General features: G+C 73.6%; 12 protein-coding genes. 7 read left to right on the top strand and 5 right to left on the bottom strand.

Going from position 1 to position 18,635, the window contains the following annotated elements; genetic code table 11:
- Nucleotides 1-80 precede the first annotated feature (80 nt).
- The 3 genes from ACN260_RS24835 (at nt 81) to purE (ending at nt 3,882) form a co-directional block, all read left to right on the top strand.
- Complete coding sequence (locus ACN260_RS24835; RefSeq protein ID WP_422753295.1) at nt 81-2,168, top strand: thioredoxin domain-containing protein; 2,088 nt, start codon at nt 81-83, stop codon at nt 2,166-2,168.
- A gap of 65 nt (nt 2,169-2,233) precedes the next feature.
- Nucleotides 2,234-3,394 carry a 5-(carboxyamino)imidazole ribonucleotide synthase gene (locus ACN260_RS24830; protein WP_422753294.1) on the top strand — a complete coding sequence of 387 codons (1,161 nt, stop codon included), beginning with the start codon at nt 2,234-2,236 and terminating at the stop codon, nt 3,392-3,394.
- Nucleotides 3,391-3,882, top strand: a complete 492-nt coding sequence (gene purE, locus ACN260_RS24825; protein ID WP_204956508.1) for a 5-(carboxyamino)imidazole ribonucleotide mutase — start codon at nt 3,391-3,393, stop codon at nt 3,880-3,882. The genes ACN260_RS24830 and purE overlap by 4 nt, the downstream gene beginning before the upstream one ends.
- Before the next feature lie 218 nt (nt 3,883-4,100).
- Here the strand turns inward: purE and ACN260_RS24820 are convergent, their stop codons facing one another.
- Both ACN260_RS24820 and ACN260_RS24815 read right to left on the bottom strand, forming a co-directional pair.
- A complete protein-coding gene (locus tag ACN260_RS24820; RefSeq protein ID WP_422753293.1) occupies nt 4,101-9,002 on the bottom strand; it encodes an SCO7613 C-terminal domain-containing membrane protein in 4,902 nt (1,633 codons plus the stop codon).
- Between the two features lie 156 nt (nt 9,003-9,158).
- Complete coding sequence (locus ACN260_RS24815; protein ID WP_422753292.1) at nt 9,159-10,586, bottom strand: UDP-glucose dehydrogenase family protein; 1,428 nt, start codon at nt 10,584-10,586, stop codon at nt 9,159-9,161.
- Between the two features lie 249 nt (nt 10,587-10,835).
- Between ACN260_RS24815 and ACN260_RS24810 the strand changes: the two genes are divergently transcribed.
- Nucleotides 10,836-11,999, top strand: a complete 1,164-nt coding sequence (locus ACN260_RS24810) for an acyl-CoA dehydrogenase family protein (protein WP_422753291.1) — start codon at nt 10,836-10,838, stop codon at nt 11,997-11,999.
- A 12-nt stretch (nt 12,000-12,011) separates the two neighbouring features.
- Here ACN260_RS24810 and ACN260_RS24805 read toward each other — a convergent pair whose 3' ends face one another.
- Both ACN260_RS24805 and ACN260_RS24800 read right to left on the bottom strand, forming a co-directional pair.
- Nucleotides 12,012-13,160, bottom strand: a complete 1,149-nt coding sequence (locus ACN260_RS24805; RefSeq protein WP_422753290.1) for a helix-turn-helix domain-containing protein — start codon at nt 13,158-13,160, stop codon at nt 12,012-12,014.
- The gene (locus ACN260_RS24800) at nt 13,157-13,297 is read right to left on the bottom strand and encodes a hypothetical protein (protein ID WP_422753289.1); all 141 of its coding nucleotides are present in this window, start codon (nt 13,295-13,297) and stop codon (nt 13,157-13,159) included. Before ACN260_RS24800 ends, ACN260_RS24805 begins: the two co-directional genes overlap by 4 nt.
- Before the next feature lie 231 nt (nt 13,298-13,528).
- On the opposite strand from ACN260_RS24800, the gene ACN260_RS24795 reads away from it, so the two are divergent.
- On the top strand, nt 13,529-14,305 hold the full coding sequence (locus ACN260_RS24795; protein WP_422753288.1) for a GntR family transcriptional regulator: 777 nt from the start codon (nt 13,529-13,531) through the stop codon (nt 14,303-14,305).
- 82 nt (nt 14,306-14,387) lie between these two features.
- Here the strand turns inward: ACN260_RS24795 and ACN260_RS24790 are convergent, their stop codons facing one another.
- Nucleotides 14,388-15,059, bottom strand: a complete 672-nt coding sequence (locus tag ACN260_RS24790) for a hypothetical protein (RefSeq protein ID WP_422753287.1) — start codon at nt 15,057-15,059, stop codon at nt 14,388-14,390.
- 23 nt (nt 15,060-15,082) lie between these two features.
- Here ACN260_RS24790 and ACN260_RS24785 point away from each other — a divergent pair, with 23 nt between their 5' ends.
- On the top strand, nt 15,083-15,598 hold the full coding sequence (locus ACN260_RS24785; protein WP_422753286.1) for an acyl-CoA thioesterase: 516 nt from the start codon (nt 15,083-15,085) through the stop codon (nt 15,596-15,598).
- A 744-nt stretch (nt 15,599-16,342) separates the two neighbouring features.
- Nucleotides 16,343-18,319, top strand: coding sequence for an acetoacetate--CoA ligase (locus tag ACN260_RS24780; protein WP_422753285.1), 1,977 nt, complete (start codon nt 16,343-16,345; stop codon nt 18,317-18,319).
- Nucleotides 18,320-18,635: the final 316 nt, after the last annotated feature.

Below are 18,635 nucleotides of genomic sequence, written 5' to 3'. Positions count from 1 at the left end.
TGAATGTGAACGGGGGAAGGCCCGGTTTCGGCGGGACGGTTGCCCCGGCGGGTGCGCGCGGGGGTCGATAGGGTCGTCGGGTGAACCGACTCGCCCAGGCCACCTCGCCGTATCTGCTCCAGCACGCCGACAACCCGGTCGACTGGTGGCCGTGGTGCGACGAGGCGTTCGCGGAGGCGAAACGGCGCGACGTCCCGGTGCTCATCTCGGTCGGCTACGCCGCCTGCCACTGGTGCCACGTGATGGCCCACGAGTCGTTCGAGGACGAGACGGTGGGCGCGCTGGTCAACGCCGGCTTCGTGGCGATCAAGGTGGACCGTGAGGAACGGCCCGACGTCGACGCCGTCTACATGACCGCCACCCAGGCGATGACCGGCCAGGGCGGGTGGCCGATGACGGTCTTCGCCACCCCCGACGGCACCCCGTTCTTCTGCGGCACCTACTTCCCGAAGCCCAACTTCGTCCGGCTGCTGGAGTCGGTCGGCACCGCGTGGCGGGAGCAGCGGGAGGCCGTGCTGCGGCAGGGCGCCGCAGTGGTCGAGGCGATCGGCGGTGCCCAGGCCGTCGGCGGCCCCACCGCCCCGCTCACCGCCGGACTGCTCGACGCCGCCGCCGACCAGCTCGCCGCCGAGTACGACGAGACCAACGCCGGCTTCGGGGGCGCACCGAAGTTCCCCCCGCACATGAACCTGCTGTTCCTGCTCCGGCACCACCAGCGCACCGGCTCGGCGCGCAGCCTGGAGATCGTCAGGCACACCGCCGAGGCGATGGCCCGGGGCGGCCTGCACGACCAACTCGCCGGCGGATTCGCCCGCTACTCGGTGGACGCCCACTGGACGGTGCCGCACTTCGAGAAGATGCTCTACGACAACGCCCTGCTGCTGCGGGTCTACACCCAGCTGTGGCGGCTCACCGGCGACCCGCTGGCCCGCCGGGTGGCCCGGGACACCGCCCGGTTCCTCGCCGACGAACTGCACCGCCCCGGCGGGGGTTTCGCCTCCGCGCTCGACGCCGACACCGACGGGGTGGAGGGCCTCACCTACGTCTGGACCCCGGCGCAGCTCGTCGCGGTGCTCGGCGAGGACGACGGCCGCTTCGCCGCCGACCTGTTCGACGTCACCGAGGTCGGCACCTTCGAACCCCGGCCCGCCGCCGGGTCGGACGACGCGGACGCGGCCGGGCACGGCACCGCCGGCACCAGCGTGCTGCGGCTGGCCCGGGACGTCGACGACGCCGACCCGGAGATCCGGGACCGCTGGCGCAGCGTGGTGGGCCGGCTGCTGGCCGCCCGGGACACCCGCCCCCAACCGGCCCGCGACGACAAGGTGGTGGCCGCCTGGAACGGCCTGGCGATCACCGCGCTCGTCGAGTTCCTCCAGGTCGTCGCGATCCGGGTGACCCCCGACGACGAGGACGCCAACCTGATGGACGGGATCGCCATCGTCGCCGACGGGGCGCTGCGGGAGACCGCCGAGCACCTGGCCCGGGTACACCTGGTCGACGGCCGGCTACGGCGGGCCTCCCGCGACGGCGTCGTCGGCGAGCCGGCCGGCGTGCTGGAGGACTACGGCTGCGTCGCCGAGGCGTTCTGCGCGCTGCACCAGCTCACCGGCGAGGGACGCTGGCTGGAACTGGCCGGCGGCCTGCTCGACGTCGCGCTGGCCCGGTTCGCCGCCTCCGACGGCGGGTTCTACGACACCGCCGACGACGCCGAACGGCTGGTCGCCCGGCCGGCCGACCCGACCGACAACGCCACCCCGTCGGGCCGGTCGGCGATCGCGGCGGCGCTGACCGCGTACGCGGCGTTGAGCGGGGAGACCCGCTACCGGGAGGCGGCCGAGGCGGCCCTGTCCACGGTCGCGCCGATCGTCGGTCGGCACGCCCGGTTCACCGGGTACGCCGCCACCACCGGGGAGGCGCTGCTGTCCGGGCCGTACGAGATCGCGGTGGTCACCGACGACCCGGCCGGGGACCCGCTGGTCGCCGCCGCGCACCGGCACGCCCCACCCGGCGCGGTGGTGGTCGCCGGCCGGCCCGACCAGCCCGGCGTGCCGCTGCTCGCCGACCGGCCGCCGGTCGACGGGCGGCCCACCGCGTACGTCTGCCGGGGGTTCGTCTGCCAGCGCCCGGTGACCTCGGTCGACGACCTGCTCGCCCAGCTCGGCTGAGCCGGCCCGCCGGGGGTGGCCCTCGGGTCGGCCGGCGGTCCCGGCCCGGTTAGGCTGGCGGCGCTATGGACTCCCGTACCGGTCTGCCCGTCGTCGGCATGGTGGGTGGCGGCCAACTGGCCCGGATGACCCACCAGGCCGCCATCGCCCTCGGCCAGTCACTGCGTGTGCTGGCGCTCGCCCCCGACGACGGCGCCGCGCTCGTCGCCGCCGACGTGCAGTACGGCGACCACACCGACGTCGCCGCGCTGCGCACCTTCGCCAAGGGCTGCGACGTGGTCACCTTCGACCACGAGCATGTCCCGACCGAGCACATCCGCACCCTCGCCGCCGAGGGCGTGAAGCTGTTCCCGCCCGCCGACGCGTTGCTGCACGCGCAGGACAAGCGGGTGATGCGGGAACGGCTCGGCGCGCTCGGTGCGCCCAACCCGGCGTGGCGGCCGGTGGAGGACCCGGCGGACCTGCTCGCCTTCGGTGCGGAACACGGCTGGCCGGTGGTGCTCAAGGCGGCCCGGGGCGGCTACGACGGGCGCGGCGTGTGGCTGGTCGACGACGCCGGCCAGGCCGCCGAACTGGCCGCGACCCTGCTCGCCGGGGGCACCCCGTTGCTGGTCGAGGAGCGGGTGCCGCTGCGCCGGGAGTTGGCGGTGCAGGTGGCCCGCTCGCCGTTCGGGCAGGTCGCCGTCTATCCGGTGGTGGAGACCGTGCAGCGGGACGGGATCTGCGTCGAGGTGCTCGCCCCCGCGCCCGGCCTGGCGCAGGAGTCGGCCGTCGCCGCCCAGCAGCTCGCCATCGACCTGGCCACCGCGCTCGGCGTGGTCGGCCTGCTGGCGGTGGAGCTGTTCCAGACCGACACCGGGCTGGTCGTCAACGAGCTGGCGATGCGCCCGCACAACTCCGGGCACTGGACCATCGAGGGGGCCCGGACCTCCCAGTTCGAGCAGCACCTGCGGGCGGTGCTCGACTACCCGATGGGGGACACCTCGCTCGCCGCCCCGGTGGTGGTGATGGCGAACGTGCTCGGCGGTGAGCCGGGCGGGATCTCCCTCGACGAGCGGCTGCACCACCTCTTCGCCGCCGAGCCGGGCGCCCGGGTCCACCTGTACGGCAAGCAGGTCCGGCCCGGCCGCAAGATCGGGCACGTCACGGTGCTCGGCGACGACCTGGACGACGTACGGGCGCGGGCGGCGCGGGCCGCCCGCTGGCTGCAGGAGGGGCACGGGTGAGCACCGTCGGGCTGATCATGGGCAGCGACTCGGACTGGCCGGTGATGAAGGCCGCCGCCGCCACCCTGGACGAGTTCGACGTCCCGTACGAGGTGGCGGTGATCTCCGCGCACCGCACCCCGGTCAAGATGATCGAGTACGGCCGGGACGCCGCCGACCGGGGACTCAAGGTGATCATCGCCGGGGCGGGCGGGGCGGCCGCGCTGCCCGGCATGGTCGCCTCGGTCACCCCGCTGCCGGTGATCGGGGTGCCGGTGCCGCTCAAGCACCTGGACGGGATGGACTCGCTGCTGTCCATCGTGCAGATGCCGGCGGGGATCCCGGTGGCCACCGTGTCGATCGGCAACGCCCGCAACGCCGGCCTGCTCGCGGTCCGCATCCTGGCCGCGACCGACCCGGCCCTGCGTGCCCGGATGACCGCCTTCCAGGCCGACCTGGAGGACCTGGTCGCCGAGAAGGACGCCGCCCTCCGCGCCTCCCTGACCTGATGCCCGCCAGGGGCAGCCCGCGCAATGGGGCCGATGTTGCGGTATCCGGCCCCGTCAATACCGCAACGTCGCCCCAAGCGAGTCGATCACCGTGGCCGGCCCCGGGCCGTTCCGGCCGGGGCGTGACCGCCCGGTCCACCCCTGGCCGCGATGCGCCCGCCTACGACCACCCGGCTCACCGGGCCTGACCACGTCCGACCCCGCCGTGACCCTCCGATTCACCGCATGGAACGCAGGGCGGTCTGGAGCCTGTCCTGGGCGCGGCGGCGGCGTTCGTTGCTCGCCCCGAGCACCAGCAGGACCAGGCCGACCGGGATGAGCACCAGCCACGGGCCGAGGCTGAACAGGGCGTGCACCGCCGCGATCGCGGTCACCGCCGCGCCGACGATGACCGGGGCCTGCTGCCGGCTGGTCGAGCCGTACACCAGCACCGCGACCGCGCCGAGCAGCAGCAGCACCTGACGCAGCATGCTGGAGTCGGTGGCCAGCACGATCGCCAGCGTCGGCACGAATGCCGCGACCAGCGCCGGGCCGTACGCCACCCAGCTCGACAGGTCGGGGCGGTCGCGTAGTTCGAGGATGCCGACCAGCAGGGCGAGTGCCGCGAACGGCAACGTGTACGCCTCGGGCAGCGCCACGTCGGCGACCCGCATCATGATCCACCAGGCGACGATCTCGCAGGCGACCACCGCCCAGAACAGGATGCGGCGTTCCACCGGTCGCCGCCCCGGCCGGACGGCGGCCACCCCCAGCACGGCACCCCAGGCGGCGAGCAGGGCGGCGATGTGCCGGGGCGAGTCGAACGCCAGCGCCAGGGCGATGAGCGCTGCGGCGTACCCGCTCCACTCGACGGTGGCGGCCTCCCGTTGCGCCTCGGGCCGCCGCAGCCGGGGCAGCGTCGCGGCGAACACCTGCAACGCCGCGCCCACCGCGAGCACCCCGAACGCCGACCAGACGGCGGGGAAGCCGGCCACCAGACCGGCGGTGAGCACGAAGAGCTGCGCCATCAGCGAGGCGAACAGCCAGCCGAGGATGCGGGCCCGCCCGGTGGTGCCGAAGAGCGCGGCCACCACCCCGACGCCGACCGCGCCACCGAGGGTGAACAGGGTCAGCCCCTCGCTGGCGAGGCTGCCGGCCAGCCCCGCGCCGCCACCGGCCAACCCGATGACGAAGACCAGCACCCGGGCCAGCCGCAGCGACCGGGCCCGCTCGGCCAGCGGGGGCGGCGGGGTCAACGCGAGCCCCAGCATCGAGATGGTGAAGACGGCGAGGGCGGCCAGGGCGTTCTGCGGCCAGGCCATCCCCAACGCGATCGGGGTGATCAGCAGCGTCACCGCGAGACCGGGCAGCACCACCGGCACCGCCCGGGACCGGCGGCCACCGGCCAGCCCGGTGGCGGCCAGCGCGGCGGTGCCGGTGAGCAGTAGCGCGGTCAGCACGTGCGTCGGGTCCACCAGTTCCGGTGGCGGGGTCCGCAACTGCGGCGGTGGCCCCTGCCAGACGTGGGCGAGCATCCGGTGCGGCTCCACCAGCGCCACGAACAGCAGCGGCGCGAGGGAGATCAGGGCCAGCACGGTGGGCACGGCTGCCGCGGCCAGCGCCCCGGCGGCCGGGTCGATCCGCCAGCGTCGCTGCGTGCCGTCGTCGGGCAGCCGGCGCAGCGCGCCGTCCAGCAGGACCGCCCAGCGGCGTACCGGCCGGGCGGACCCGACCGGTGGCACGGTCGCCGCCCGGACCAGTTCGGCGAGGACCCCGAGCAGCGCCGCCGCGGCGGCGAACACCCCGGACGGGAGGTCGACGAAGATGGCGGCCACGGCGCTGACGGTCGCCCCGCCGGCGACCGCCGCGCTCGCGTACGGCAGATACTGCGGGACCTGCCGGCGGACGGCGGCCACCGCGGCGAGCCCGAAGCTGGACGCGGCCAGCGCGGCGGTCAGCACCACCTGCGCGCCGTGGCCGAACTCGGCGGCGAGCGCGGCGACCGCGCCGGGGAGCGCGAGCAGTGCGGCGGCGGTCGCCAGGCCACCGATCTGCACCAGGTGCGGCGGCATCCCCTCGGTCTCGACGTCCTCGACCAGGGAGGGGGCCAGGGACCGGGCCATCGCCGCCACGGTCAGGCCGATCAGTGCGATGCCGCCCAGGGCGAGCGCCGTCGTCCACGGGCGCACCAGCCCGGCCCCGGCGGCGTGCAGCGCGACCACCCCGGCCACGGTGGCCCGGGACAGCCCGGCGCGCGGGTCGGCGGAGGCCACCGCGGCGGTGCCGAAGACGGTGGCGACGGTCAGCCCCACCAGGACTGGCGACCACCACGGCAGGTCGAAGGCGGCCGGGACGCCGACGGTGGCCAGCACCACGCCGACCCCGGCCACGTCGTACTTCCAGGGGGTGGGGAGCAGGATCGCGGCGGCCAGCGCGAGCAGCGCCAGCGCGACGGGGGCCTGCCAGGTCGAGCCGCCGGTCGGCGCGGCCGGCCAACCGGTGAGGTCACCGGCCCAGATCGGACCCGGGGTGGCCAGCACACCCACCCCGCCGCGCAGCGCCGACCAGCCGGCCAGCACCCCGATCAGGGCGGCGCCGACGGCGATGCCGAGCACCGGCCCGCGCCGCCACTCCTCGGGCATCGCCCGCGCGGCGACGGCGACCACCAGCACCAGCACGGCGGCGACCGCGAGTTGCCCGCCGGGTGAGATGACCGCCGTGATCCGGGCGAGGGTGGCGATCAGCGCCGTGGTGACGGCGGCGGCGGCCAGGTCGGCACCGTCGAACGCCAGATCCGAAGGGCGACGTGCGTCGATCCGGCCGGCGAAGAGCAGCAGCAGGGTGGCGACCAGCACCAGCCCGCCGAGCCAGGCGTCGGCGGCCGTCCGGCCCGGGGCGAAGAAGGCGGCCCCGATCACCGCCAGCGCGCCCAGCCCGGTGCCGACGGCGTGCGGCAGGCTCAGGTGCCGCTGTGACACCTGCATCACCGCCGCATAGCCGAGGGTGACGCAGACGGCGAGGAACCCCGCCGCCAGGATCGGCACCGTCAGCTCCCGCAGCACCGCCGGGGTGAGCACCGGCCCGGACGGCTCGGTGGCCGCGACGAACGCGGCGACCGCGCCGGGCAGCGCGAACGCCGCGCCGCCGGCGGCCCAGCCGGAGAGGACGTCGGCGGCGGCCGGGGCGATCCGGACCCGGGGCGCGAGCGCCACCAGCACGCCGGCCAGCATCAGCACGGCCAGAGCGGCGGCGGTCAGCGCCGGTCGGCTCAGCGCGGCACCGGCCCCGAGGAACCCGACCACGGTGGCGGACCCCGCGTGCACCACCGCCGCCCGGGTGGTGCCGGCCCAGAGCCCGGCCACGCCGATCGCGACCGCCGCCAGCACCATCGGCCAGGGTGCCGTCGCCCAGCCCAGACCCAGCGAGGCGGGCACCGCCAGCGCGGTCAGCCCCGCGCCGACCACCGCGAACTCGCGGCGGATCTCCGGCGGCAGGGCGAGCACCGCCGCGACGGTGAGCAGCAGGGCACCGGCGGCGAGCTGCCCGGCGGACGGACCGGCCGCCGCCGCCACCTCGCCGGGGAACGCGGCCAGGTCGGCCCGCCAGGCGGGCAGCGCCGCCTGGACCGGTGCCAGCCCGGCCCGCAGCGCACCGCCGGCCACCACCAGGCCGCTGACGGTCAGCGCTGCGGCGGAGGCGAGCTGCGGCCCCCGCCGGGCGGCTTCCGGTACGGCCCGCACGGCCAGCCCGGTCACCGTGATGACCGCGGCGATCAGCAGCAGCGCCCGGCCCGGGAAGGCCACCGAGGCGACCCGTCCCAGCGCGCCGATCACGGCCAGGGTGAGGATGCCGGCGCCCACGTCGGGCAACGGTGGACGGCGCAGCAGCAGGGTGCCGGCCAGGCCCACCGCCGCAGCCAGCAGCAGCGCCGCGCCGGCGGCGGTGGCCGCCGGTACGGTCTGCGCCCGCAGCAGCGCGGTGACCGCGTACGCCAGGGCGAGGGCCACCGCCACCCCGTGCAGCAGCCAGGTCGTCTGGGCCAGCCACGGCACCGGCCGGGGGGCGCCGCCCGGGGTGGCCGTCGAGCCGTCGAGCACCTCGCCCGACTCCTCGGGTGCCCCCTCCGGCCGGCCGTCCGGGGCGACCCGCTGCCGGGGCGGCCCGGCCGGCCGGTCGGGGGTGGATTCCGGCGCGGCCGGCCGTTCCCGCATGATGCCGGAGCGGACCAGCGCGAGGTCGAGCACGGCCACCACGGTGAGCACCACCGCCCAGCCGGTCGGGCCGCTGATCCATTCGTAGACGAGCAGCGGCACCACGGGTTGGGCGGCCAGCACCGCCGCGAACCGGGGTGCCCGCAGGCCGGTGCCCAGCGCGTAGGCGAGGGCGACGCCGGTGGTCAGCGCGAAGATCACCCCGGAGAAGACCGCCCCGGACGCCCCGATCCGGTCGACCGCCCACAGCGCGTACCCGGCCAGCGGCACCAGCAGCAGGCCGACCGTGGCGATCGTCTCGGCGGTGGAGGTCAGCCCCCGGCGGGCCAGCACCGGCGGGGCGAGCAGCAGCAGGACGGTGGCGACCAGCAGGATGCCGAGCCGGGCCAGGGCGTCCATCGAGCTGGTCGCGACGCCGGCGAAGACCACCGCGGCCACGGCCAGCACCAGCGCGCCCAGCCCGAGCGGGATGTTCTGCACCTCCCGGGAGGAGGCCTCGGCCGGGTGTTCCGGGTTGTCCGCGCCCAGCCAGGTGGCGGTCCGGTACGGCGGTGGGAGCGGCGGTTCGTCGGGGCCGGCCGGGCCGGCGGGGGCACCCTGCCGGGGCACCCGGGGCGGTGCCCCGGTGGTGGCGGTGGGTGGTCGCCGGTCCGCCTTGCGGCGCAGCACCCGACGCGGCCGGGTGGCCTGCTTGATGCGTTCCTCACCGGCGTGGGCGAGGATGTCCCGCTGGAACAGGGCGGCCTGCATCTTGGCGGCGATCTGCCGCTGCTCCCGGGCGATCTCGGCGTCGCGGGCCTTCATCTCGGCGATGGAGCGTTCGATCTCGGCCAGGTGTTCGCGCCACTGCGGCTGCTCGGCCCCGCAGTTGGGGCAGCGGGCCGCCGGCTTGATCTGCCGCCCGCACGAGGAGCACTGGAAGCTCTCCACGACATCCCTCCACCCGGCCGGACGCACTGTGGACGCCGCCCCCACGCAGCATGCCCTGAGCGGGCGTGGATTTCGACACCTGCCGCTCCGTTAGGGGTACAAAAAACGCGCCGGCGCGGGGAGGATCACCTCCCGCGCCGGCGCGTCGCGGTGTCGTCAGGGGCGGCCCATGCCCCGGTACTCCCAGCCGGCCTGCGTCCACAGTGCGGCGTCGAGGCAGTTGCGGCCGTCGACGACCCGACGGCCGGCGGCCAGCTCGCCGAGGGCGACCGGGTCGGCGTTGCGGAAGTCGGCCCACTCGGTGAGTACGCAGACCAGGTCGGCCCCGGAGACGGCGTCGTTCACGCTGGACTCGTAGACCAGTTCGGGGGCGACCCGGCGGGCGTTCTCGGTGCCCTGCGGGTCGTACACGTGCACGTCGGCGCCGGCCTTGGCGAGCAGCGCGGCGACGGCGAGGGCCGGGGCGTCGCGGACGTCGTCGGTGTTGGGTTTGAAGGTCGCGCCGAGCACCGCGATCCGGGTGCCGGAGAAGTCCGGGCCGGCCGGGCCGGAGCGGCGGCCGAGCAGGTCGGCGGCGAGCTGGAGGACCCGGGTGCGACGACGCAGGTTGATCAGGTCGACCTCGTGCAGGAAGCGCAGCGCCTCACCGGCGCCCAGCTCCTGGGCGCGGGCCTGGAAGGCGCGGATGTCCTTGGGCAGGCACGCGCCGCCGAAGCCGAGTCCGGCCTGGAGGAACCGGTTGCCGATCCGGGGGTCGTAGCCGATGGCGCGGGCGAGCTGGGTGACGTCGCCGCCGCTCGCCTCGCAGACCTCGGCCATCGCGTTGATGAAGGAGATCTTGGTGGCCAGGAAGGCGTTCGCGGCGACCTTGACCAGTTCGGCGGTGGCGAAGTCGGTGACCACCAGCGGGACCTCCCGGTCCTCGGTGGCGGCCAGGTCGAAGACGCCCTTGTGGGCGGCGTAGAGCATGGCGTTGGCCCACTCGGTCTTGACGCCGACCACGATCCGGTTGGGGCGCAGCACGTCGTCGACGGCGAAGCCCTCCTGGAGGAACTCGGGGCTCCAGGCCACCTCGACGCCCAGGTCGTCCGGGGTGTGCTTGCCGACGAGCTGCTCCACCCACTCGGCGGTGCCGACCGGTACGGTGGACTTGCCGACGATCAGCGCCTTGCGGGTGAGCTGCTGGGCCAGGGCGGTCACCGAGGCCTCGACGTACGACAGGTCGGCGCCCATGCCGTCGGCCCGCTGCGGGGTGCCGACGCAGATGAAGTGCACGTCGCCGAAGTCGGCGGTCTCGGCGATGTCGGTCGAGAACCGCAGCCGGCCGGCGGCCAGGTTGCGCCGCAGCAGCTCGTCGAGGCCCGGCTCGTGGATCGGCACCTCGCCCGCGTTCAGCTTGGCGATCTTGTCGGCGTCGACGTCGAAGCCGAGCACCTCGTAGCCCAGTTCGGCGTAGCAGATGGCGTACGTCGCGCCGAGGTAGCCGGTGCCCAGGAACGTCACCCGGGGACGCGGCGCACCCGAGGGGGGCGCCACCGGGGAGATGGTCGGCGCCGGCTGGATGTTCGGGTACGGGATCGTCACGCCTGTCTTCTCCGCTCGCACTGGCGGCGCTTCACTGCGTCGCAATCGGCTGCGGCGCCTGGCCGGGCACCGATGGAAAACCTGTCGTTCGGTCAGCGTAGTTGTGCGCTGTCGACGCCTGCCCGGCACGATCCTACCGGCCGGTAACGTGGTGGGGAACCACGATGGCTATCCTTCAGTCTGCGGCAGTCGGCGGCCTGGAGACGGCACACAGACTGCGCATGATAGCGGTGAAAGGGGAGGGCCGACATGGCCGCAGAACAGACGTTCGACGTCTACCGGTTGCCCGAGGAGCACGACGCGGTCCGCGAGGCGGTCCGTGAGGTCTGTGCCGCCAAGGTGGCCCCGCACGCGGCCGAGGCCGACGAGACGGGGGAGTTCCCCACGTTCTCGTACGACGCCCTGCGGGCCGCCGACTTCCACGCCCCGCACATCCCCGTCGAGTACGGCGGCGCGGGCGCGGACGCCCTGGCCACTGCGATCGTCATCGAGGAGGTGGCGCGGGCGTGTGCCTCGTCGTCGCTGATCCCGGCGGTGAACAAACTGGGCACGATGCCCCTGCTGTTGGCGGGGTCGGAGGAGTTGAAGCGGCGTTATCTGACGCCGGTGGCGGCGGGTGAGGCGATGTTCTCGTACTGCCTGTCCGAGCCCGAGGCCGGCAGCGACGCGGCCTCCATGACCACCCGGGCCGTCCGTGACGGTGATCACTGGATCCTCAACGGCGTGAAGCGGTGGATCACCAACGCCGGCGTCTCGGAGTACTACACGGTCTTCGCGGTGACCGACCCGGCCGCCCGGTCCCGGGGCATCTCCGCGTTCGTGGTCGAGAAGTCCGACCCCGGGGTCAGCTTCGGCGCACCCGAGAAGAAACTCGGCATCAAGGGCTCCCCCACCCGCGAGGTGTACTTCGACAGCGTGCGGATTCCGGCTGACCGGATCGTCGGGGAGCCGGGGACCGGATTCGCCACCGCCATGAAGACCCTGGACCACACCCGCGTCACCATCGCCGCCCAGGCCGTCGGCATCGCCCAGGGGGCGCTGGACTACGCCAAGGGCTACGTGCGGGAGCGTAAGCAGTTCGGCAAACCGGTCGCGGAGTTCCAGGGCGTCCAGTTCATGCTCGCCGACATGGGCATGAAGTTGGAGGCCGCCCGCCAGTTGACCTACACGGCGGCCGGGAAGTCCGAACGCGGCGATGCCGACCTGACCTACTTCGGTGCGGCGGCCAAGTGTTTCGCCTCCGACGCCGCCATGGAGATCACCACCGACGCCGTGCAGTTGCTCGGCGGCTACGGCTACACCCGCGACTACCCCGTCGAACGCATGATGCGCGACGCCAAGATCACCCAGATCTACGAAGGCACCAACCAGGTCCAACGCATCGTCATGGCCCGCCAACTCCTCAAGGACTGACCGCCCTGACGGTCAGCGGGTGAGGCCGACGGTGGTGGCGAGGCGGGCTACGTCGGCGGCCGGCGGCCCACTGCGGGCGATCTCGGCGACGAGGGTACGCGCGGCGGGGCGGCAGCGGACCTCGGCGGGCGCGATGGTGTCGGCGTCGACCAGCGTACGACCGGCGGCGGCGAGGTCACCGGCTTCGAGGTAGGCGCGGGCGGCGTCGACGAGGTGCGCGGCCCGATGCTCGACGGGGAGCCGACGCCAGTCCTCGCGCCCGATGGCCTTCTCATGGCGGTAGACCGCCTCGGCCGGGTCGCCGAGGCGCAGGGCGGTCAGGAGCCGGGCCAGCAGCACGGCGACGGGGCCGAACGCGGTGTGGTGCGGGTCGTCGCCACTCGTACACCGGTTGGCGAGAACGGTGGCGTGGTCGATCAGGTCGTCGGCGCGACGGCCGTCACCATAGCCGGCGGCGGCCAGCGCGGCCTGGAGGAACAGCGTCCCGCGTACCGTGTCGTGGGTGGCGGTGCCGACGGCGGCGACGGCGGCGGTGAGGGCGAGCCGGTCGCGGCCGAGCGCGCGCAGCGCCTGGGCGACGGCGATGGTGGCGGTGCCGGCGCGGACGGGGTCGCCCACGGCGGCGGCGACGGCCCGGTCGGCGGCGAGCCAACCGAGGTCGGCCTCACCGAGCTTGACCAGCACCGATGCGGTGATCCGGTACGCGGACACCAGCGGTCCCGGGCTGGCATGGGCGGCGTCGAGCAGGCTGGGCAGGGCCCGGAGCAGTTGCGTGTAGTGGGCGTGCTGGTAGCTGAGCCAGGCATGCGCGACGTGCCGTTGTAACTCGGCGGGCGACACCGTGCGGGCGGGTCGCTGGTGGTAGCGGGCCAGCGCGGCGCGGACCGCGTCCACCCCGTCGAGACCGGCGTTCGCCGCCGGTAGCGGCCTGCGGGGGTCGAGCAGTGTGGTCGGGTCGAGGCGCAGCACCTCGGCGATCTCCTGGACGGTCGAGTACCGGTCGAGGCTGCGTACGCCGCGTTCGACCTTGTCCACCCAGCTCTTCGACTTGCCGAGCCGGTCGGCGAGCATCTGCTGGGTCATCCGGCGGCGTACCCGCCAACGGGCCACCCGCCGGCCGATCGGCAGCTCGTCGACGTCAGTCAGCGTCGGCCGGTTCACCGGTCCCGCTCCAGCGGCGGGTGTACGGCCACGGTCGTGGACTCGCCGCAACGCGGACACCACCTCGACTTGACCCGGAACACCAGCAACCCGACCAGGAACCCCGGCACCAGGCCACCGAACACAATCGATACCACTTCAGACCTCATGATCACTCTTACTTGGGGTAAGCGGGGCGGAGAGCTGCGCAGATGGCCCTGAGTGAGAGCTCCTGTACCGCTACTGAAAGTTAGCGCACTAACTTTGGGTCGGTAAAGGATTTAATTGTGCTAACTTTTAGATCATGAACGTTCGACATTGTTTGCTGCGCCTGCGGAGACGTGGTCGACTTGACCGCGAGCAGGCGCGTCAACGTGGAGGGGTCATCCATGACCGGCAGGGAGCGGCCCAACTATCAGCGCGTCGTGGATGACCTGCGTCAGCAGATCCTTGGCGGTGAACTGTCCTCTGGGGACAAGCTGCCCACCGAGAGGGAACTCCAGCAGCGCTGGGGCTTTTCCAGCACCGTCATCAAGCATGCCCTCACCATGCTCCGCAGCGAAGGGCTCATCGAAGGTCGACGAGGGTCGGGCAACTACGTCCGCAGTCGCACACCGCTCGTGCGTCGCGCCCACTCTCGGGACCTGCGCAACCGCATCGGCAGCACGTCACCGTTCGCCCGGGACAGCGAAGCCGTAGGCAAGCAACCGAGCTGGGATGCCGAGAGCAGGAAGATCCCCGCGACGCCCCGTACCGCTGAACGGCTCGGCATCCAGCCCGGCGACATCATCATGCACACCAGATACCGCTACCTGGCCGACGGCGTGCCGATACAGCTCGCCGACTCGTACGAGCCGCTGGCCGTCACCGGCGGTACGCCGATCGAGTATCCCGAGCGGGGGCCGATCATCGGCGTGATCGCCCGGATGGATTCCATCGGCGTGGCCATCGACCGGTTCGTGGAAGAGGTGACGACCCGGCCGGCTATGCCGGACGAGGCTGCCGCCCTCGAACTCGACAGGCGTGGCGGCAGGTGGGTGATCGAAGTCGAGCGCACCTACTTCGCCGGGCAGACCGCAGTGGAGACCGCCGACATCGTGTTCCCCGGTGACCGCTACCGACTCGTCTACGAGTTGCCCGTCGACCCCTGGTCGCCGTCCGACTGAACCAGAACCGGCCTGACCGTGGCCCGGTTGTGGAAGGGCCGGGTGCGGGTGGGCCGGCTCCGGTCCGGCCCACCCGGCGGTGTCAACGGTTGTCGGGGCTGTTCTCCGGCTTCGCGCCGTAGCGCGGCGGTGCCGACCACGGCGACTCGCTGCTGGTCCGCCGGGGCAGTGGCTCGGTGGGGGTGTCCAGATCGGGGTAGCCCAGGGTGAGCGGGGCCGTGTCCGGCTCGCTGCGGGGCGGTGGGGGCGGCGGCCAGTCGCTCGTGGCGAAACTGGGCGGCGGCGGGGTGTCGTCGTAGGCCGGGGCCGGTTCCGCGCCGGTCGCCGGCTGCGGCCAGCGCCGCCACCGCTGGGCGCTGAACACCGCCATCATCAGCAGCAGGCCGATCAGGAACAGGGTGCCGTCCTGCACCGGCTGGCGCAGCGGCAGTGGGTCACCGAGCACCTTCCAGTCGCCCGGGATCCGGTCGAGCACGGTGAACGGTGCGATGAACATCCCGACGTACGGGGTAACCAGCAGCAGCCCGGCGACGAGCGGGCCGACCGGCGAGGTGCGCAGCGTGCCGACCAGGCCGAGCAGGATGCCGGCGACGCCGAGGTAGACGGCCGGCTCGATCAGGTTGGCGGTGCTGTACGTGCCGATCTCCACCCAGCGGTCCACGGTCCGGCCCGACCCGTCCTGCCCGAGAGTGATCAACACCCACGTGACGGGCGCCACCACCAACCCGGCGAGGAAGCTCCAGAGATGTCGCATTGGCGCACCGTACCGTTTCTGCCATGACCGAGCACCCCACCACCCCTGCCGGCAAGCCGACGTCGTACTCCCGGGTCACGCTGAGTCGCATCATGACCGCTGTCGATGTCAATCTGTACGGGACCGTGCACGGTGGGGTGTTGATGAAGTTCGTCGACGACGTGGCCGGAGCGGCGGCGGCCCGGCACAGCGGCGGTACGGCGGTGACCGCCTCGATCGACGAGATCGTCTTCTCCGAGCCTGTCCGGGTGGGCGATCTGGTGCACGCCCACGCCCAGGTCAACTGGACCGGCAACACCTCGATGGAGGTGGGCGTGAAGGTGGTCGCCGAGCGGTGGGACTCGGCCGAGGACGAACCGGTCCGGGTGGCCACCGCCTACCTGGTCTTCGTGGGGGTGGACGTGGGCGGCGCGCCCCGGGCGGTCCGGCCGGTGCTTCCGGAGACCGTCGAGGACGAGCGCCGCTACAAGGAGGCCGAGATCCGCCGCGCCCACCGCCTGGCCAAACGCCGCGCCATCCAAGCCCACCGCGCCTCCTGACCCCGTCCGCTTCCTGACCCCGCCCGCCTGCTTTCGCCCCGCCCGCTTTCGTCCCGCCTGCTTTCGCCCCGGTGATCAAGAGGTTGGCGTCAGTGTGCGGCGCGAGACTGACGCCAACCTCTTGATCAACGGGGAGTGGGTCGGTGACCAAGAGGTTTGCGTCAACTTCAGGCTGAAAGCTGACTCGAATCTCTTGATCACTGAGCCCGGCCGAGCCTGAGCCCGGCCGAGCCTGAGCCCGGCCGAGCCTGAGCCCGGCCGAGCCTGAGCCCGGCCGAGCCTGAGCCCGGCCGAGCCTGAGCCCGGCCGAGCCTGAGCCCGGCCGAGCCTGAGCCCGGCCGAGCCTGAGCCCGGCCGAGCCTGAGCCCGGCCGAGCCTGAGCCCGGCCGAGCCTGAGCGCGGCCGAGCCTGAGCCCGGCCGAGCCTGAGCCGGGCCGAGCCTGAGCCGGGCCGAGCCTGAGCGCGGCTGTGGCCTCGGGCCCGGCTCAGCCCCAGCCCCAGGCTGCGCCCTGGCCTCCAGCCCCAGCCCAGCCCTGGCTGGCCCACGCCCAGTCCGGCCCGGTCCGGCCTCCAGCCCGAGGCCGGCCCCTGTGGTGAAGGGCTGTGTGTGCAGGTGGGGACGGATTGTGTGCGCGGGGCACGTTTCCGTGTCGGGCCCCGGTGTGGATGATGGCGCTGCGAGGTAGGCAAGATGGCGGCATGGCCGGGCACAGTGCCGTGTGGGGCCTCAGGGAGGGTGGAGCGGTGGGTGACGTGCTGTGGACGCCGCCGGCGGACGTACGCGAGCGGTCCCGGATCGGGGGCTACCTGCGGTGGCTGCGGGAGCACCGGGGGTTGGACTTCGCCGACTACGAGGCGCTGTGGCAGTGGTCGGTCACCGACCTGGACGCCTTCTGGCGTTCGATCTGGGATCACTTCGCGGTGGTGGCGCACACCCCGCAGACGGCGACCCTGGGCGATGCGGCGATGCCCGGTGCCCGGTGGTTCCCCGGCGCGACGCTCAACTACGCCGAGAACGTGCTGCGGATGCCCGGCCGGGCCGACGACGATCCGGTGGTGGTCGCGCATTCCCAGACCCGCCCGCCGGTCACCCTGACCGCCGCCGAGCTGCGCGAGCAGGTCCGCCGGGTGGCGGCCGGGCTGCGCCGGCTCGGCGTCGTCGCCGGGGACCGGGTGGCCGCATACGCGCCCAACATCCCCGAGACGTACGTGCTGTTGCTGGCGACCAGCAGCCTCGGGGCGATCTTCTCGTCCTGCGCCCCGGAGTTCGGCACCCGTAGTGTCGTCGACCGCTGGCAGCAGATCGCCCCGAAGGTCCTGGTGGCCGTGGACGGCTACCTGTACGGCGACAAGCCGGTCGACCGGCGGGCCGAGGTGGCCGCCATCCGGGCCGCCCTGCCGTCGCTGACCCACACCGTCCACGTCCCCTACCTGCACGCGACCGGCTCCGACGACGTACCGCAGGATGCTCTGAGCTGGGCCGAGTTGGCGGCGGAGACCGACGAGCCGTTGACCTTCACCCCGGTCCCGTTCGACCATCCGCTCTACGTGCTCTACTCCTCGGGCACCACCGGGCTGCCGAAGCCGATCGTGCACGGGCACGGCGGCATCCTGCTCGAACATCTCAAGATGCTGGCCCTGCACCACGATCTCGGCCCGGCCGACCGGTTCTTCTGGTTCACCACCACCGGCTGGATGATGTGGAACTTCCTGGTTTCCGGGCCGGCCGTCGGGGCGACGATCGTGTTGTTCGACGGCAACCCCGGCCACCCCGATCTGGGCGCGCTGTGGCGGCTGGCCGAGGAGACCGGCACCACCTATTTCGGGACGTCCGCGCCGTTCCTGCTGGCCTGCCGCAAGGCCGGCCTGGTGCCGAAGCAGATCGCCGACCTGTCCGCGCTGCGCGGGGTCGGCTCCACCGGCGCGCCGCTGCCCGCCGAGGGCTTCACCTGGGTGTACGACACGGTCGGCACCGACCTCCAGCTCCAGTCCCTGTCCGGTGGGACGGACGTCTGCACCGGTTTCGTCGGCGGGGTGCCGCTGCTGCCGGTGCACGCCGGGGAGATCACCTGCCGGGCGCTCGGGGCGAAGGTGGAGGCCCGCTCGGCCGACGGCACACCGGTCCTCGGCGAACTGGGCGAGTTGGTGATCACCGCGCCGATGCCGAGCATGCCGGTGGGGTTCTGGAACGACCCGGACGGCAGCCGCTACGCCGAGGCGTACTTCGACGTCTATCCCGGGGTGTGGCGGCACGGCGACTGGATCACCATCAACGAGCGGGGCGGCTGCGTGATCACCGGCCGTTCCGACGCCACCCTCAACCGGGGCGGCGTACGGCTCGGCACGGCCGAGTTCTACTCGGTGGTGGAGGGCCTCGACGAGGTGGTCGACTCGGTCGTGGTGCACCTGGAGGACGACGAGGGCGGCGCGGGGGAGCTGCTGCTGTTCGTGGTGCTCGCCGAGGGCCTGGAACTCGACGACGCGTTGCGGAAGAAGATCGCCCGGGAGCTGCGTACCGCCCTGTCGCCCCGGCACATCCCCGACGAGATCCACCAGGTCCGGGCGGTGCCGCGCACCCTGTCGTCCAAGAAGCTGGAGGTGCCGGTCAAGAAGATCCTCACCGGCACCCCGGTCGAGTCGGCCGCCGCGAAGGGCGCCCTGGCCAACCCCGAGTCGCTGACCGCCTTCGCCGCCTTCGCCCAGACCCGAACCACCCCGTAACCCCACCCCGCCGCCCTGCCCACCCGCCCCGTCCCGCCCCTGCCGGCCCCGCCTCGCCTCGCCTCGCCCCGCTGATCAAGAGCTTTGCGTCACCCCACCCGCCATTCCTGCCCCAAACCTCTTGATCACCGCACCCCAACCCCGCCCGAGCTGGGTGATCAAGAGGTTTGCGTCAACAGGCCGCGAACAGTTGACGCGAACCTCTTGATCACCGGGGCCAGGCAGAAGCCGGGGCCAGGCAGAAGCCGGGGCCAGGCAGGGGCCGGGGCTGGGACAGGGCGGGGCGCGCCGTGGGGCAGGGCGCGCGGCAGGACCG

This window comes from Micromonospora sp. WMMD708, from assembly GCF_049315245.1.
Lineage (GTDB): Bacteria > Actinomycetota > Actinomycetes > Mycobacteriales > Micromonosporaceae > Micromonospora > Micromonospora wenchangensis.
Note: the sequence above shows the minus strand (reverse complement) of the source record. Positions and strands in the feature narration are given on the sequence as shown.

What these genes read in the sequence shown, in the direction of transcription:
- ACN260_RS24830 (WP_422753294.1), top strand. Translation starts at nt 2,234, where the DNA reads ATGGACTCCCGTACCGGTCTGCCCGTCGTCGGCATGGTGGGTGGCGGC.
- ACN260_RS24810 (WP_422753291.1), top strand. Translation starts at nt 10,836, where the DNA reads ATGGCCGCAGAACAGACGTTCGACGTCTACCGGTTGCCCGAGGAGCAC.
- ACN260_RS24795 (WP_422753288.1), top strand. Translation starts at nt 13,529, where the DNA reads ATGACCGGCAGGGAGCGGCCCAACTATCAGCGCGTCGTGGATGACCTG.
- ACN260_RS24790 (WP_422753287.1), bottom strand. Translation starts at nt 15,059, where the DNA reads ATGCGACATCTCTGGAGCTTCCTCGCCGGGTTGGTGGTGGCGCCCGTC.
- ACN260_RS24785 (WP_422753286.1), top strand. Translation starts at nt 15,083, where the DNA reads ATGACCGAGCACCCCACCACCCCTGCCGGCAAGCCGACGTCGTACTCC.